Source organism: Pseudomonas sp. LJDD11, from assembly GCF_024584215.1.
In the GTDB taxonomy this organism is placed as follows: domain Bacteria; phylum Pseudomonadota; class Gammaproteobacteria; order Pseudomonadales; family Pseudomonadaceae; genus Aquipseudomonas.
Genome location: NZ_JANJFL010000027.1, coordinates 1 through 15,332 on the forward strand (window position 1 = coordinate 1; position 15,332 = coordinate 15,332).

Genomic DNA, 15,332 nt, shown 5'->3' on the forward strand with positions numbered 1-15,332 from the left:
TCAAACCGAAAGACATGAGAGCCCCAGGTTGATACTGGCGAAATGGAGTTAAAAAATTATCGCGCTGTCAGACTAATGCTATAGCGTGCGCTCGGGTGGTGTCGGATAATTTTTGTTCCTGACAGCCCTCCGTATTATTCCGCCCCCTCGCAGCGTTGAAGCTCGGTTAACATGGAGATTTTGTATGGATACTTCCCTTGTAGGCATGAATGCCTACGGGACGAACGGCGTGCATCTTGGGCAAATGTGTAGTGATAGATGCATACGCAAGGATGGTGTTGTGATATTCAGGATCATTGATTTTAAGGTCTATTCGATGCATTCCCAGTGCCTGGGACGTTACGCAAACGGAGTTGGAACGCATTGGGGAGGGGGTGTGATTTTCTCGCTTTTGGAGGGTGACGATCTGAACAGCAATGCCGGTTGGTCATAAAATCAGCTCATTCTCCGAAAAAAGATGGCAACCAGCTATCTATCAGATAATTTGATGCCCAATTGGATCGCAAGGTGAGCGGCATGAACGGCATCGGCAGGCGATTGAAATATGAGCGCATCAGGCTTGGCTTTACTCAGGCCCAATTCGGGTCCGTCGGTGGTGTGGCAACTAACGCACAAGCGCACTACGAAAGCGGTGTGAGAGTACCTCGAGCAGATTATTTTGCGGGTGTCGCGGCAGCGGGCGCGGATGTCATGTATGTGTTATCAGGCGGCCGCTCCAGACCCTGCGGGGTAACTCTGCCTGAGCATGAGCGCTTTTTCATTGAAAGCTATAGATCGCTGCCTGGTAGTGGGAAGCATCTGATTCACCAGCTGCTTGAGATGCTTTGTGATGAGCGCTTCGTTCGGTGCTTGATGTGTCATGTTCAGCACGTTGGCTCTTGTGGGTATGACACTCAAAATGCAATGTCGCCTGACTGATGGTTTTTTGAGGGGATTTGGTTCGGCAGAACGCCGGAGATTGCCATGAATGGCCGGAGGCGGCCTGTTGCGGCCTGAGAGTTGTTCTTTTTGCCCTAAAATTGCCCTAAAACTATGGGGCGCAAAAGAAAAAGCCCCGATTTTATCTAGTAAAATCAGGGCTTTAGCTTACATCGAATATGGCGGTGAAAGAGGGATTCGAACCCTCGATACGATTTCTCGTATACACACTTTCCAGGCGTGCTCCTTAAACCACTCGGACATCTCACCGTATCTCGTTTCAGACGTTGCGTCCGTCGAGGTGCGCTAATGTAGTCGAACGTTTTTCCTTATGCAAATGTTTTTTTCAGATTTTTCATGTGCTTAAGCAAAAAAGCCGTCCTGGTGGGGTTATGGGTTCTGCAGGAATACCACATAACCCTTGAACCAGGGACTGGCTTGTAAAAAATCCGGCTCTTGCCATTCGCCACCCTGGATCAGGCCGACCTTGAACGGCAGGCCCAGGCGGCTCAGGCGCGGCAGGTAGGCGCCGTAGTCGGGGATGCTGTGGCGGCCCTGGTAGGTCTGGACCACGACTTCGTCGATCACGCCGTTGAGTTCGCCAATCACGCTGGCGTCGGCGTTGCTGCTCCAGTCCATCAGGCCGGTGATGCTCAGGCGGTAGTCGGGAGGCAGGCGCTGGCGCAGGTCGCGCAGGAAGGTCACGTATTCGTCGAGGTGGCGGGTGCGGGCGTCGAAGTCGATCTGGACGCCGACCACCGGGTTGCCGGCCCTGCGCCAGCGCTCGACCTGGGCGAGCAACTGGCGATATACGGTGTCGGGCCAGCGCAGGGTGTGGGCGCGGTAGACGATCCACAGCTGTTTTTGCGGCAGGCGGGCCACGCCCGGCCCTTGAGCGATGAAGTGCACCTGCGGGTCGCGGCGTGACTGGCTGATCTGGCCTTGCAGCACGTAGAGCGTATTGGCGTGTTGCAGCACCGGCTGCTGGTCGACGCCGGCCCATAGCCAGAACTGGTCGTAGTGGCTGGCGTCTACCGCCGCATGGCCGGGCTCAGTCGCCAGTAGGCAACTGAGCAGCAGCCAGGGCCAGGTTTTCATCATGGCTTTACCAGTAATACTGCAGGGTTTTGCCCCACTGAGTGCTGGCGTAGCTGCCTTTGAGCTGGCGGAACCAGGCTTTGCGGGTGGCCGGCTCGACTTCCTGGCCGCCACAGCTGTTGTAACCCGAAGGTGCATAGCAGTTGATGGCGCGAAACAGCGCATAGGCTTTGTCGTCACGGCCTGCCTTGGGGTTGTCGATCACCTGGCGATAGCCGTCGAGCCGTGAGAACACCTCGCCGGCAAAGCCCGGTGCGCTGCCTCCTAGGGTGTCGGCATCGCGGCGCTGATCCAGCGGCATGCTGTCGAGGCGGTTGCGCAAGATGAACTCGCCCAGGCAATTGAGCGCCTGAGGGTCTTTGCTATCAGCCTGCAAGGCGGCAGCGGTCTGAGCGATGCTCGGGCAGCTGTAGCCAGACTCGGCCTTGTCGCCTTGCCACTGGAACAGTTCCAATGATGGACCTTGCTGGTAGACGTAGCCCAGGCCGTAGCCCAATTGCTCTTTGGGCAGCGGTTCAGGCAAGCGTTTGAGGTCTTGTGCGAAGTCGGCATAGCGACCGCGCAGCAGGTCTTTGTAGAGCAGCACGAACAGCGCCAGGTTGCGTTCGCTGGTGTCCAGCCCGTTCAGGGTCTGCTCGCGCAGCAGTTGCGCATCGGCCACATGGCTGAGCAGGATGTTACGCACTTGCCGGGATTGGATCGGCGAGTCGGCGGCAAACACGCCGGACAGTTGCTCGTCGTGCTCGTAGCTCATCGACAGGGCCAGCTCCAGTTGCTCGCGTTGCAGCGGCGCCTTGGCCATCGGCAGGATGGCGAGCCACGTCTGTTGTGCTCCCTTGAAGTCCTGGCGAGCTTGCAAGGCCAGGCCGCGCAGCATTTGCTGGCTGAAGCTCAGATAACTTAGGGTGTCGCCTGCGGCAGGTGGCTGCGGCAAGTGCTCCAGTGCCTTCGCTGGATTGTCTTGCACATAAAATGCGTGGGCGGCCAGCAGGTAGTCATACATGGCCGGATCGTTGGCAAATACCGGCTGCTGGGCCTGCAGATCTTCCAGCGACAGGCCGGGGCGGGCCTGTTCGCGCATGCTCATCAGGTCAATGACCGCCAGCAGCAGAGGTTCTTGCAGCGTATGGGCACGGTTGATGAGTAACTTGATATCGATCTCGTTGATCAAACCATCCAGGCTGGCGTTGCGCTGTGCGTCGCTGGCTTGGGTCAACTGCCAGACATATTCGTCAGCCAGCTTGTCGTCGTTACCGGCCAGCCAGTGTACGCGGCGCAGTAAGCCGCGCGCTGATGCCGCGTAATCACCTTGCGGCCATTGGGCCAGGTATTGCTGGAACGCCTGGTCAGCGCGACCCAGCAAGGCCAGGTCCAGGCGATCAGGGTCGATTTCACCGTACTCAGTGAAGCCCGTTTCTTGCACCTGGTTGAGCAGGGTGCGAGCACTCATGTAGGCAGCGGTCTGGTTCAGCCATGGCTGGCGGCTGTCGGCCAGGCGGGCGAATCCGCTGGCGGCTGCATCAAAACGACCACTGTAGAAGTCCGCTGCTGCACCCAGGTAGAGAGCAAATGCCTGTGCCTCACTGGACGCCAGGTTGCCCGGTAGCAGGCTCGTTTGCTGGTCCGGATCCCAACTGCAGGCACCGAGCATTTGCAGACGGCTGTGGGCCAGTGCCTTGCGCTCGTTGTCTGTCAGTTCGGGGCTGTTCAGCACGGCGCTAATGAAGGCCGTGGCGCTGGCCTGATCGTTACTGCGGCAACGGCTGCCTTCACCTTGCAGAAACTCCTGCCCGGCGGTTGTTGCCGGTCGGCTCAGGCCCAGTCGTTGCAGTGGTGCAGCCAAGGGGTCGACAGCCTTGCTGGTTGGTTGTGCGTCGGCAGGCGTCGCTTCTGGCCTGAGCCGGTAAACCGGGAATGGCACCTGACCGTAGCCTTGTTCCAGGTCGAGGGCTTGCAACGGCTGCGGGCTTGGCGGCAGCACGCCTTTGTCGGCCAGCAACAGGCGCAGGTTGATCTGGCTATCGTTGCCAGGGCTGAGAAAGGCCAGGTTGCTGCACGGCTCCAGATTGTCCTTGATCAACGACCAGCGCGGGTAGCAGGAGTCGTCGCTGCTGGCCTGGGCTTGAAGGGAAAACGCGCAGCCGACAGTCACTGTCAGGGCAGTCAACAACCGCATGTGCATGAAGAGTCCTTGAATCATGGCTAGAACACAGGCGCAGATCATAGCCCGCCTTGTCCGTCATGTCCGTCATGCACGGCGGTGTGTTGAAAATTCCCACAGGGTTCACAGCATTCTGCTGAGGGTGTCGTCCTTGCGGATGAAGTGATGCCAGAGCGCGGCGGCAATGTGCAGGCCGACCAGGTAGTAAAACAGCGAGGCGAACAGCTTGTGCAGGTCTTCAAAATACTCGGCGGTACGTCCCGAGGTCGGCAGCGGCCAAGGGATGGCCAGCCCGGTAAACAGGATCGGCAGTTCGCCTTTTTCTACCAGTACGGTGAGCATGCCCAATATCGGCTGCACGAACAGGAACCCGTACATCAGGTAATGCGTCACTCGGGAGGCCACGCGTAATCTGTTGTGCAGGGGCGGGGTAATGGCTGGCGGCGCATGACGGCGTCGTTCGGCCAGGCGAAAGAACGCCAGGCCCAGCAACAGGATGCCGGTCAGGTAATGCCCTTGCACCACCATCATGCGGTATTCGGAAAAGCGGCTGAACTCACTGCGGCACAGAATCAGGCCATAAGCCAAGACAACCAGCAGTGCCATGAGCCAATGGAGCCAGCGGGCCTTTGCGGTATAGCGTGCGATTGACGAAGCGGCCACGGCTCGGTTCCTGTCGTCGTCTTGAATGAAATCAGCTTAGCCGGTTTTGCTGCGTTTCCAGCGAGTGGAAAAATCTGTCACCGGTGGCTCTCAGCCCCCTGTGCAAGCAACCCGCGTGCCGTTTCAGGTTTCAGTGTTCAGTAAAAAACCAAACGCCCCGCCAGGTGCGTGGGCCGCGCCATCACAGGCTTTGCCCGCACCTATGAGCGGGTAAGTGCTGTGCGCGGCATAACGCTCATTTATCGCTGACCAGCGTTGCATTCTGCGCGTTGGTCGATAAACGACGGAACCGGCTCGTTTGGCAAGCTTCATATGCAGTGATTGCCCTCAAGGAGTAAACGTTCTTGACCCGAGCCCATACGCCCGTCGGCCAATTACAGCCGGTATCGGCCAACCTCTCACTGAATGTACTGACCATGAATATGCATATGGGCTTTGGCTTTTTGAATCGGCGCTTCATCCTTCCCGAACTGCGTGAGGCCGTGCGCAGCGTGTCGGCCGATGTGGTGTTTCTGCAGGAAGTGCACGGTGAGCACCAGCGCCATGCCAGCCGGGTCAAGGACTGGCCGAGCATCTCGCAGTACGAGTTCCTGGCCGACAGTATGTGGAGCAGCTACGCCTATGGCCGTAATGCGGTTTACCCGCATGGCGATCACGGTAACGCACTGCTTTCCAAATACCCGATCCTGCGCCACGAGAATCTCGACGTGTCCATTCATGGCACTGAAGAGCGCGGTCTGCTGCATTGTGTGCTTGATGTTGCACACCATGGCCAGGTGCATGCGATCTGCGTGCATCTGGGCCTGCGTGAGAAGCACCGTGAGGCGCAGATCCGGCTGCTCGCGCAGCTGGTCAAGGGCCTGCCGGACGGTGAGCCGGTCATTGTGGCCGGCGACTTCAACGACTGGCGCCTGCGTGCCGATGCGCTGCTGGCCGGCACCGGGTTGCGCGAAGTGTTCGTCCAGCACACAGGGGCGCCGGCGCGCAGTTTCCCGGCGCGCTGGCCGCTGCTGCGGCTGGACCGGATCTATGTCGCCAACGCCACGACCCGGCGGCCGCAGGTGTTGAGCCATCGGCCCTGGTCTCATCTGTCCGATCATGCACCGCTGGCGGTGGAGGTGAGCTTATGAAACAAGGGCAATGGCGTGACGGTAACTCGGTTGAGTTGCTGATCAATGGCGAGGATTTCTTTACCGCCGTATTCCAGGCCATCCGCTCGGCACGCCGTCAGGTGCTGGTCGAGACCTTCATCATTTTTGAAGACCGGATTGGCGAAGGCTTGCAGCAGGCGCTGATCGAAGCGGCGGGTAATGGCGCACAGGTGGTGGTCACCGTGGATGACTACGGCACCTGTGATCTGAGTTCAGCGTTCGTCAAGCAAATGATCGATGCGGGTATTCATATCCAGTTGTTCGACCCGCAACCGCGTTTGCTGGGCATGCGCACCAATCTGTTTCGCCGTCTGCATCGCAAGGTGGTGGTGATCGATGGTGAGCTCGGCTTTATTGGCGGGATCAACTACAGCGTCGATCACATGACTGAAACCGGGCTGACTGCCAAGCAGGATTATGCGGTGCGGGTCCGTGGGCCGATCATTGCCGATATCCACCGCAGCGCCTTGGGCATGCTCAGCGCGGCGGTGCGTGAGCGGTTGGCGCCGGTGCCGCTGCGCCTCGAGCAGGCCGGCCATGCCCGGATGTTGTTGGCTGAACGGGACAACCGTCAGCACACCACCGACATTGAAGAGCAATATTTGCAGGCGATCAGGGCCGCCAATTCGCGGATCACCCTGGCCAATGCCTACTTCTTTCCCAGCTATCGGTTCTTGCGCGAGTTACGTAACGCCGCGCGACGCGGGGTCAAGGTCACCCTGATTCTGCAAGGCAAGCCGGACATGCCGTTCGTACGGGTCTGCTCAAGGCTGACCTACACCTACCTGTTGCGCGACGGGGTGGTGATCCACGAATACAAGCAGCGCGCGCTGCATGGCAAGGTGGCGCTGATCGACCATGAGTGGTCGACTGTGGGCTCCAGTAACCTCGACCCGCTGAGCCTGGCGTTGAATCTGGAAGCCAATTTGTTCATCCGTGATGCGCCACTCAATCAGCAGTTGCAGGAGCATCTGCTTGGGCTGGCGGCTGCCCACAGCGTGCCGATCACCCTCAAAGGGGCGGCGCGTGGCCAGTGGTGGAGGGCGCCGATGATTTTTCTGTGCTTCCACTTCCTGCGCCACTTTCCGGCCATCGCCGGGCTGTTTCCGGTGCACGGCATGCGCCTCAAGCCCCTGCGTGCGGCGGACGTGATGCCCGAGGCGCGGGTTGTTGAAGAGCGACAACAGGCGGCCCATGAGCTGTCCAATTCGGAGAAATCGTCATGAGCCAGGCTGGCGCTGCTGCATCCGAAACCCAATCAAGCAAATGGCTGTGGGCCAAACGCTTGCTCAATGTGTTTTTCATCGTACTGATCCCGGTGTTGCTGTTTCTGCTGGTCAAGAACCTTGATTGGCAGGAGGTCATGCAGGCTTTGCGCTCCTACAAGGCCAGTACCTTGTTCATCGCCGTGCTGGTGGCGGCCTGCAGCTACCTGGTCTACTGCGGCTTTGACATCCTGGCGCGCTTTTACACCCGGCATCGGCTGAGCATTGCCCAGGTCGTGCCGGTCACCTTCGTGTGCTACGCGTTCAACCTCAACCTCAGTTCCTGGGTAGGCGGCATTGCCTTGCGCTATCGGTTGTACTCGCGGCTGGGGCTGGATGTGCCGACCATCACCCGCGTTCTCAGCCTGAGCCTGATTACCAACTGGCTGGGCTATATGCTGCTGGCAGGTCTGGTATTCGCCTTGGGCTTTCTTGAGTTGCCGCCGGAGTGGGCGATTGGCAGCACGAGCTTGCAACTGATAGGCGTGGCGCTGCTGATCCTGTGCGCGGCTTATCTGGCGGCTTGCCGGTTTTCCAAGCGCCGGTGCTGGACCATTCGCGGCCAGGAGATTGTCTTGCCGACCCTGAGTCAGGCGCTGATCCAGGCCAGCCTGGGTGCCTTGAACTGGTCGCTGATGGCGCTGGTGATTTACACCCTGCTGCCGGACAAAGCGTTTTACCCGGCAATTCTGGGTGTGTTGCTGATCAGCAGCATTGCCGGGGTAATTACCCACATCCCGGCCGGGCTCGGTGTGCTGGAAACCGTATTCATGACCCTGTTGGCGCACCAGTTTTCCAAAGGTACCTTGCTGGCGGCGCTGATCGGCTACCGGGCAATTTACTTTTTGCTGCCGCTGCTGTTGGCGGTGGTGGTGTACCTGGTGCTGGAAAAGCGCGCCAAGCGCCTGGGTCAGAAAAATCGCCAGGCGCTGGAGGCTCAGTAGCGCGGTTCAGTGAGCGACTCTGGCAAACATCTTCACAGCGTCCACCGCGTGATTGGTGCCCTCGCTGATTCGCACGATGACCGAGCCGGCCTGGTCGGCGAGGTCAACGCCCTTGATCGCGTTGTTGCGGGTATTGTCCATGCTGTCGATGGCCTGGCGCGTTTCGTTCTGGATCATCCCGATCATCTCGGAAATCTCCGCCGTCGAGCGGCTGGTGCGCCCGGCCAATTGCCGGACTTCGTCGGCCACCACAGCAAAGCCACGGCCCTGATCACCCGCCCGTGCCGCTTCGATAGCGGCATTGAGCGCCAGCAGGTTGGTCTGCTCGGCAATGCTGCGAATGGTATTGACGATGGCCGTGATCTGCTCGGAGCGTGCGCCCAGTTGGGTGATGATCTTCGACGAATCTTCGATGCTCGATGAGATCTGGCGCATTTCCTGGGCGGCCTGCTGAATCACTTCGGTGCCGTGTTCGGTGACTTTGCGGGTCTCGACCGAGATGTGATACGCCTGGGCGGCACTGCTTGCATCACGTTCGTGCTGCTCAATACGCGGGGTGATATCGGCGGCGAACTTGATCACCTTCCACAGCTTGCCGCTGGCGTCGTAGATCGGATTATAGGTCGCCTCCAGCCAGACGGGCTGGCCGCTACGGCTGACACGCTTGAACTGGCCGCTGAACGATTCTCCCTTGTTCAGGCGTCGCCAGAAATCGGCGTATTCGTTGCTGTTGCTCTGCTCCGGCGGGCATAGCATGCGGTGGTTCTTGCCGATCAGATCGGTTTCGCTATAGCCCATGGTGCGTGTCAGATTGTCATTGACGGCCAGAATCCGGCCCTCAAGGTCGAACTCGATCACGGCCATGGCGTGGTCGATGGCTTCGAGCTTACGGCGCGCCTCGTTGTCGGCCTCGATTCGTACCGTGACATCGGTGGCGTATTTGATCACCTTGGTCACTTTGCCATTAGCATCGCGCACCGGGTTGTAACTGGCCTCAAGCCAGACGATGTGGCCGTCGCGGGCGACACGGCGGAAGGTCGAAGAAACGAACTCGCCGTTACGCAGGCGTGACCAAAGCCGATCGTACTCGCTGCTGCGGCCATCTTCAGGCGTGCAGAACATCCGGTGCTGTTTGCCAAGGATATCTTCGCGGCGATAGCCCATGGCGCTCAGGAAGTTGTCATTGGCATCGAGCACGACACCGTTCAGATCGAACTCGATACTGGCCATCGAGCGGTTGATCGCCTTTAGCAGGCTGGCCTGCTGCTCGACGAGCTGTTGCAGGGCAATAATTTCTTTAGTGTTTGATTTGAAGAACATAGCGGCAAGCTCACGAAGCGGCAGGCTCGGGTCCGGTCCATGATGATGCGAACAGGTTCGCATGCTTGTCCGTGTGCATTGAGCGCACTATAGATGGCACTTTGCTGCTTTGTACAATGCAATTTGTCTGAAGTTAAAAGATGTTAAGAGAGTTGCTCAAATCCCCCGGTCACTGTGAAAAATAGTGCGTTGTAGTGATGTGTATGAGGGAACGATAACTCATCCAGCCTGTCACTTTGCATCCGGGTGTGGTGAGCTTGAAAAGGGCAGGGGTATTACCGGTGCCAGCAAATGCCAGATGCATTTTATGGTCTTGCAGCTTGCCGGCCGGGCACTCTGGTCGAGTCGCGGCGAACTCCAGCCTTTTTGCACATTTTTTGCGCAATTGTTCGGCATAGATGGGTCAAACGGGTTGCCGACTGAGCATGGCAGCCGTAGACTGCCGCCCCTCTTGAGTGGAGTGCAGGGCGGTGCCTTTAAAAGCCATGGCGTCGACACGCCACGCCAAGGCCTCTCCAGACCGGCTAAATGCACGTTTTTATTAGAGAATTCAATGACAAAGGACCAGTTGCTGGCCATGCCGGCCGATGACTACATGAATGCTGAACAGCACGGTTTTTTCACCGAGCTGCTGCAATCGATGAAGGTTGAAATCCACGAGCGTATCGAAAAGAGCCGTGTTGCCATCGAAAGCCTGGACACCCCGGCAGATCCTGCCGACGCTGCTTCTGTTGAAGAAGAGCGTCACTGGCTGGTGAACTCCATCGACCGTGACCAGCGCATGCTGCCGCAACTGGAAATGGCCCTGACCCGTATCGCTGATGATTCTTTCGGCTGGTGCGATGACAGCGGCGAGCCCATTGGCCTCAAGCGTCTGTTGATCAGCCCGACCACCCGTTACTGCATCGAAGCGCAGGAACGTCACGAGTCAATTGACAAGCACCAGCGTCAGTACTGATCGCTCAGTGCTGAGGGGGACCTGACCGGGAGGCAAGCAACTGCCTCCCGGTTTTGTTGTGCCTGCCGTTTATCGTTTTTTACTGCGTTGTATTGATTCGGGCCGGATGTACCACTAACGAACCATGGCAAATAGCCTGTTCGTGGCGTTTAATGTTTTTCAATAAGAAAAACGACAGGTGGAGGGATCATGACCGACAACGTAGCCTATGCAGGGAAGCTGGCAGAGCCCGGCGTGCAGGCCCCCGTTTCACACGAATTCGCGCCCTTGTGGCTGGCACTGACACAAAGCCTTGGCATTGTCGTGCTACTGGTCGTCACCGGGTTGAATCTATTGCCCGTGTGGCTCGCAGCACCGTTGGCTGTTGCGCTGATCTGGCTGCCCCGGTTGCGCAAGCGCCAACCGGCATCGGCCCCTGAGGCCGCAAGCGCCAGTGACATCACCCGCCTGACCCGCGACCTGTCATTCACCACCAGCCATAACGCGTTGTCCGCCGCCAGTGTGTCCTTTTCGGTGCGGCAACTCGCTGGCCGGATTCAATCGCAGCTCAAGGCCGCCGAGCAGGTGGTGGGCAGTGCCGAAGTGATGATCGCCACCGAACAGCAGGCTGCGCAACTGAGCCAGCAGGCCCTGAGTGCAGCCAGTGAAGCGCGGCAGAGCAGTGAGGCCGGGCGTACGGTGCTGGTTGAGTCTATCGAGTGCATGCGCCGCCTGAGTCAGGGCGCAGTGGACAGCCGCCAGGTCATCCAGGCGCTGAGCCAGCGCAGTGAAGAGATCCAACGGGTCGCTCAGGTTATCCAGTCGATTGCCAGCCAGACCAACCTGCTGGCACTCAATGCCGCCATTGAGGCGGCGCGGGCCGGCGAGCACGGCCGAGGTTTTGCGGTGGTCGCCGATGAAGTGCGCGGCCTGGCGGGGCGTACGGCGACGGCGACTGAGGAGGTCGGGCAGATGGTTGCCGATATCCAGCAGCGGACCACCCAGGTGGTCGCGCAGATCCAGCAGTTATCCGTCGATCTCGACACAGGCGTACGTCAGGTCGAGGACACTGGCCAGCATCTGGAACGCATCGCCAGCCTGGCTGCCGACGTCGAAGTTCAGGTCAGCGAGATTGCTCAGGGCACGCAGATCAATCAGGAGCAATTGGGCAGCCTGTTTGGATCCATCGAACACATGCGCGCCGACCTGTCGGTCAGTAACCAGCAGACCCGCCAGCTGGCCGACTCTGCCGTGCAGATGGAAGGTCAGGCAGAGAGCATCAGCCAACGCCTGGCCGAGGTCGGGCTGGATGATTACCACCAGCGTATCTACGATCTGGCCCGCGAAGGCGCTGTGCAGATCGGCGCCCGCTTCGAGGCTGATATCGCCAGGGGCGCGGTGAGCCTGGATGATTTGTTCGACCGCAGTTACCAGCCTATCGCCAAGACCAGCCCGCCGCGCTTTCATACCCGCTTTGACGGCTACACCGACAAGGTGCTGCCGGATATTCAGGAGCCCTTGCTCAAGCGCCATGAGGGGCTGGTGTTTGCCATTGCCTGCACCCAGCAGGGTTATGTGCCGACCCATAACGCGGCTTTCAATCAGCCATTGACCGGCGACCCGGCAGTGGACACCGCGCGCAATCGTAGCAAGCGCAAGTTCGATGACCGCACCGGAATTCGTTGTGGTAGCCATCAGCAGGCGGTGCTGTTGCAGACCTACACCCGTGATACCGGTGAGCTTATGCATGATCTGTCGGTGCCGATCATGGTCAAGGGGCGGCACTGGGGTGGATTGCGTCTGGGGTATCGGCCCGAGCAGGCATAACAGCATTTTTGAAACCGACTTGCTGGCAGCCTGGCCTGTGTTTTTTAAAGGCGCCCCCCATAGGGGGGCTGGTCAGCCAAGGTTGTTGTAATTGATAACAGCTGAAGAATTATTGGGCGTGGGGTGTGTAGGAATTGGTTTAATTGTGTAGGAATATTCTGAAATATCTATGACTGCTTGACTGTCGTGTCACGTTGAGCAAGCTGTTTGTATGCGCAGAAAAAAGGCGCCAATAAATAGTTTGCAGTCGACGCATCTAAGGATGGATACACGATGAATACTACAGCACATGTAAATGTACACCCTGATACTGCGCAAGTTACCCGGTTCCCTGTGACCGTGCGGGTCGGGCTGTTTTTCGATGGCACCGGTAATAACCGGGTCAATAGCGGTATCGCCGCCCACTGCCGCGAACAGATGCAGGCCGGCCACCAGGAGCATACCCGCGAGTGCGCCGGGCGCCACGCCGGGTCACACGGTAGTTACACTAACGACTACAGTAATATCGCTCGTTTGTTCGAGCTTTATCGTAAACAGGCCGTTGCCCGGCGTGAAACGGATGGCTGGAAAGTTTACTGGCCGGTGTATATCGGCGGGGTCGGCACCACCTCAGGCGGGCGCGATTCGCGTTGGCCTGGGCAAAGTCTGGGGCGCGGCAGCACCGGGGTGCTGGCCAAGGTCGACAAGGCGGTCAGTCGGCTGGCCGAGTGCCTGGCGCTTTTTGCGCTGGATAATCCGGGGTGTGTAATTGATGTTCTGGAACTGGACATCTTCGGCTTCAGCCGCGGCGCCGCATCGGCCCGCCATTTGGTCAACGAGATTCTCAAGCAGGAGCGCGGAGCGCTAGGCCGTCTGCTGGCCGATACGACACTGGCCTGGAGCCCGACTTTCGGCTGGCAGCAAGGCAGTGTGCGGATCATGCTGGTCGGCCTGTTCGACACTGTTGCGGCAGTAGGCGGCTGGCGAGACCTGGGCAATGTGCGCGACTCTCATAACCGTCGGGTCAATCTGTATCTGCCACCTGGCTGCGCCAGGCAGGTGCTGCATCTGGTGGCACGGGACGAGTGGCGGCGCAATTTCGCCCTCAACAGTATTGCGCCGGGCTGGGAGCGGGAGATTGTGCTGCCGGGGGCGCATTCGGACATTGGCGGTGGCTACCATCAGTTGACCTACGAAGAGGTCCTGATGAGCCGCCCGCACACCAGTGTGGTTGGCCGGGATGTCCGTGATGAGGACAGCCCGGCCTGGCGAGAGGCTGAGGCAGACTTGCAGGCCATGGATGCCGCGTATTGGGTTGACCCTGCTGATCCACACGCCTGCCTGCAGGTGCAAAGCTCAACGGTGGCCAGTGCCAGGCATGCCGCAGGTTCCGGGGGCCGCCTGGTGATGGCCACCGTCTGTATGCGGCGGCAGGTCTGCGGGCATCTTTCGCGCATTCATTTGCGCATCATGCACACGCTGGCCTGTGATGAGGGGGTGCCCTTTGAAGCCATTGGTGATAGCCCTGACCTGGCGTTACCGCCCGCGCTCGAAGATATCTGCAGGCGCCTGATCGGTCAGGCGCGGGGCGATACCGTCGGGCTGAGGCCAGAGCAGCAACAACTGCTGCGCTGGCGCTATATCCACCACTCTGCCCACTGGGAGCCGCTCATCGGGACGCTGGGCGGACTGGGCGATGCATTGTTCGTGCATGCACCCCAGCCTGGGGGGCGTAAAATTCACCCTAATGTCGCCCCGTCCGATTATCCGTATTAAAGCCAATGCCGTTCACTTAGGTGCCTTATGCCCCGGTGGGAGCCAGCTTGCTGACGAAGACGGCAGCACATTCGCAGCAGAGGCTATGATTTGACTGGCCTCTTCGCGACCAAGGTCGCTCCCACAAAGGCAAGCATTGCGCTTGGCATCGGCGCTTTGTCAAACCGGCGGCAGATGCAAGCGCTCATTGAGTTCATCGACCACCAGAGCCCAGTCGTCATCGCTGCGCAGCTTTTCTTTGAGCAACTGGGCCTGGGCCGGGGTCCAGAACTCGGCATCGATCAGTTTGATCCCGTCGGGCAGCGAGTGATTCGCGATGAAGGCTTCAATGCTCGCCTCGTCGCTCTCAAGGCCCAGTTGGGCGAACAGGTCGGGCAGGCTAGGGTTTGGCAGTTCCATGGTCTCTCCTGAGCGTAATGTGAGCAGTTGTTGAGTATCCGATTGTCCCTGGGCAGGGGAGTTCGATCAAAAATGGCAGATAGGGCAACAATGAGCAGGAACTGTATACACACTCTGGATGCCATAGTTGTGCGCAGGCGGTAGAATCGCCGCCTGCCTGCCTGCGTCGTCAACTGCAGCGCACCAGCAGGTGCCCATCAGGAGTTTCAGCCGCCAGACGGCCACATAGGAGTGATAACAATCGGTTGACTGCCCTGGCATTGTCAGAGCAGTTCATTTTTCAGTTCGTTGGGGGTTTGTACTTTGGCTGTAAGTAACCTGGATACGCACGCCTTGTTCGTGCTTGGTGATCTTCGTGCAAAGTTGGTAAAGCAGTTTCAATCGCGCTTCGTCTATGTCGCCGAGCAATCGCCTGATGGCGTCTACATGGCTGAGATCGATACCGAAAGTGCGCTGGTGGTTGATGACAAGCCTCGGCTTGAGCTCAAGGTAGGCGACCACTTCCGTGCCGCCGTGTTGCCCAGCCGCGAAGGCGGCAAACTCGAGCTGCGCTTTCGCGATATCAAAATGACAATCTATGGGCTGGGGGAGTACGCGTTCGTCGACACGCCTGCCGGCCACGGCATCGTTTTCAAGGAAGGCCATGGTGTCATGCTGGTCTTCGCCGCTACCGAACAACTGCAGACCGGCCTGACCCAGACCCTCAAAGCCGCCATCGCCAAAGCCGCCAAATGGCGCAAAGGCGAACTGACCTTTCGTGCCAGCGAGTAACTGACTGCTGCAAGTTTGAGATCCTGCTTTCGCTTTTTGGGTTTCGTGCCGAGCAAGCGCCGCTGTGCCAAAACGGCATATCGGCGCGTAACGGCGATGCGGCGAGGATCAGGGCGTCGCGCT

Annotated in this window: 13 protein-coding genes and 1 tRNA gene; 8 read left to right on the forward strand and 6 right to left on the reverse strand. The window is 59.1% G+C overall.

Translation table 11 applies throughout. The features are described 5' to 3' along the window. The first annotated feature begins 516 nt into the window (after nucleotides 1-516). A complete protein-coding gene (locus tag NRB16_RS23840) occupies nucleotides 517-918 on the forward strand; it encodes a helix-turn-helix domain-containing protein (protein ID WP_257107077.1) in 402 nt (133 codons plus the stop codon). Between the two features lie 180 nt (nucleotides 919-1,098). Here NRB16_RS23840 and NRB16_RS23845 read toward each other — a convergent pair. The 4 genes from NRB16_RS23845 to NRB16_RS23860 form a co-directional block, all read right to left on the reverse strand. Next, nucleotides 1,099-1,188: transfer RNA gene (locus NRB16_RS23845), tRNA-Ser, on the reverse strand. A 120-nt stretch (nucleotides 1,189-1,308) separates the two neighbouring features. Beyond that, nucleotides 1,309-2,016, reverse strand: a complete 708-nt coding sequence (locus tag NRB16_RS23850) for a DUF3142 domain-containing protein (protein WP_257107102.1) — start codon at nucleotides 2,014-2,016, stop codon at nucleotides 1,309-1,311. 7 nt (nucleotides 2,017-2,023) lie between these two features. Then, a complete protein-coding gene (locus NRB16_RS23855) occupies nucleotides 2,024-4,198 on the reverse strand; it encodes an outer membrane assembly lipoprotein YfiO (protein ID WP_257107078.1) in 2,175 nt (724 codons plus the stop codon). A 102-nt stretch (nucleotides 4,199-4,300) separates the two neighbouring features. Then, complete coding sequence (locus NRB16_RS23860; RefSeq protein ID WP_052483433.1) at nucleotides 4,301-4,840, reverse strand: cytochrome b; 540 nt, start codon at nucleotides 4,838-4,840, stop codon at nucleotides 4,301-4,303. Between the two features lie 344 nt (nucleotides 4,841-5,184). Here NRB16_RS23860 and NRB16_RS23865 point away from each other — a divergent pair, with 344 nt between their 5' ends. Genes NRB16_RS23865 through NRB16_RS23875 form a run of 3 tightly spaced genes read left to right on the forward strand, consistent with a single transcriptional unit; the run spans nucleotide 5,185 to nucleotide 8,200 of the window. Further along, the gene (locus NRB16_RS23865; protein WP_253110325.1) at nucleotides 5,185-5,970 is read left to right on the forward strand and encodes an endonuclease/exonuclease/phosphatase family protein; all 786 of its coding nucleotides are present in this window, start codon (nucleotides 5,185-5,187) and stop codon (nucleotides 5,968-5,970) included. Beyond that, complete coding sequence (gene clsB, locus NRB16_RS23870) at nucleotides 5,967-7,217, forward strand: cardiolipin synthase ClsB (RefSeq protein WP_045489976.1); 1,251 nt, start codon at nucleotides 5,967-5,969, stop codon at nucleotides 7,215-7,217. Before NRB16_RS23865 ends, clsB begins: the two co-directional genes overlap by 4 nt. Beyond that, entirely contained in the window at nucleotides 7,214-8,200 is a 987-nt protein-coding gene (locus NRB16_RS23875) for a lysylphosphatidylglycerol synthase domain-containing protein (RefSeq protein ID WP_253142149.1), read from the forward strand. Before clsB ends, NRB16_RS23875 begins: the two co-directional genes overlap by 4 nt. A 6-nt stretch (nucleotides 8,201-8,206) precedes the next feature. Here NRB16_RS23875 and NRB16_RS23880 read toward each other — a convergent pair whose 3' ends face one another. Continuing rightward, nucleotides 8,207-9,520, reverse strand: a complete 1,314-nt coding sequence (locus tag NRB16_RS23880) for a PAS domain-containing methyl-accepting chemotaxis protein (RefSeq protein WP_045489980.1) — start codon at nucleotides 9,518-9,520, stop codon at nucleotides 8,207-8,209. Between the two features lie 553 nt (nucleotides 9,521-10,073). Between NRB16_RS23880 and NRB16_RS23885 the strand changes: the two genes are divergently transcribed. From NRB16_RS23885 to NRB16_RS23895, 3 genes are all read left to right on the forward strand, one after another. Then, nucleotides 10,074-10,478, forward strand: coding sequence for a TraR/DksA C4-type zinc finger protein (locus NRB16_RS23885; protein ID WP_045489981.1), 405 nt, complete (start codon nucleotides 10,074-10,076; stop codon nucleotides 10,476-10,478). Nucleotides 10,479-10,667: 189 nt separating this feature from the next. Continuing rightward, nucleotides 10,668-12,284: a methyl-accepting chemotaxis protein gene (locus NRB16_RS23890; RefSeq protein ID WP_257107079.1), complete on the forward strand. Its 1,617-nt coding sequence runs from the start codon at nucleotides 10,668-10,670 to the stop codon at nucleotides 12,282-12,284. Between the two features lie 273 nt (nucleotides 12,285-12,557). Next, the gene (locus NRB16_RS23895; protein ID WP_257107080.1) at nucleotides 12,558-14,039 is read left to right on the forward strand and encodes a DUF2235 domain-containing protein; all 1,482 of its coding nucleotides are present in this window, start codon (nucleotides 12,558-12,560) and stop codon (nucleotides 14,037-14,039) included. Nucleotides 14,040-14,198: 159 nt separating this feature from the next. Here the strand turns inward: NRB16_RS23895 and NRB16_RS23900 are convergent, their stop codons facing one another. Continuing rightward, on the reverse strand, nucleotides 14,199-14,438 hold the full coding sequence (locus NRB16_RS23900) for a DUF2789 domain-containing protein (protein ID WP_045489988.1): 240 nt from the start codon (nucleotides 14,436-14,438) through the stop codon (nucleotides 14,199-14,201). A 303-nt stretch (nucleotides 14,439-14,741) separates the two neighbouring features. Between NRB16_RS23900 and NRB16_RS23905 the strand changes: the two genes are divergently transcribed. Continuing rightward, a complete protein-coding gene (locus tag NRB16_RS23905; RefSeq protein ID WP_045489990.1) occupies nucleotides 14,742-15,209 on the forward strand; it encodes a hypothetical protein in 468 nt (155 codons plus the stop codon). Nucleotides 15,210-15,332 lie beyond the last annotated feature (123 nt).

Coding starts and splice junctions, on each gene's coding strand:
- NRB16_RS23855 (WP_257107078.1), bottom strand. CDS start 4,198: ATGCACATGCGGTTGTTGACTGCCCTGACAGTGACTGTCGGCTGCGCG.
- NRB16_RS23850 (WP_257107102.1), bottom strand. CDS start 2,016: ATGAAAACCTGGCCCTGGCTGCTGCTCAGTTGCCTACTGGCGACTGAG.
- NRB16_RS23895 (WP_257107080.1), top strand. CDS start 12,558: ATGAATACTACAGCACATGTAAATGTACACCCTGATACTGCGCAAGTT.
- NRB16_RS23900 (WP_045489988.1), bottom strand. CDS start 14,438: ATGGAACTGCCAAACCCTAGCCTGCCCGACCTGTTCGCCCAACTGGGC.
- NRB16_RS23880 (WP_045489980.1), bottom strand. CDS start 9,520: ATGTTCTTCAAATCAAACACTAAAGAAATTATTGCCCTGCAACAGCTC.
- clsB (WP_045489976.1), top strand. CDS start 5,967: ATGAAACAAGGGCAATGGCGTGACGGTAACTCGGTTGAGTTGCTGATC.
- NRB16_RS23840 (WP_257107077.1), top strand. CDS start 517: ATGAACGGCATCGGCAGGCGATTGAAATATGAGCGCATCAGGCTTGGC.
- NRB16_RS23875 (WP_253142149.1), top strand. CDS start 7,214: ATGAGCCAGGCTGGCGCTGCTGCATCCGAAACCCAATCAAGCAAATGG.
- NRB16_RS23885 (WP_045489981.1), top strand. CDS start 10,074: ATGACAAAGGACCAGTTGCTGGCCATGCCGGCCGATGACTACATGAAT.
- NRB16_RS23890 (WP_257107079.1), top strand. CDS start 10,668: ATGACCGACAACGTAGCCTATGCAGGGAAGCTGGCAGAGCCCGGCGTG.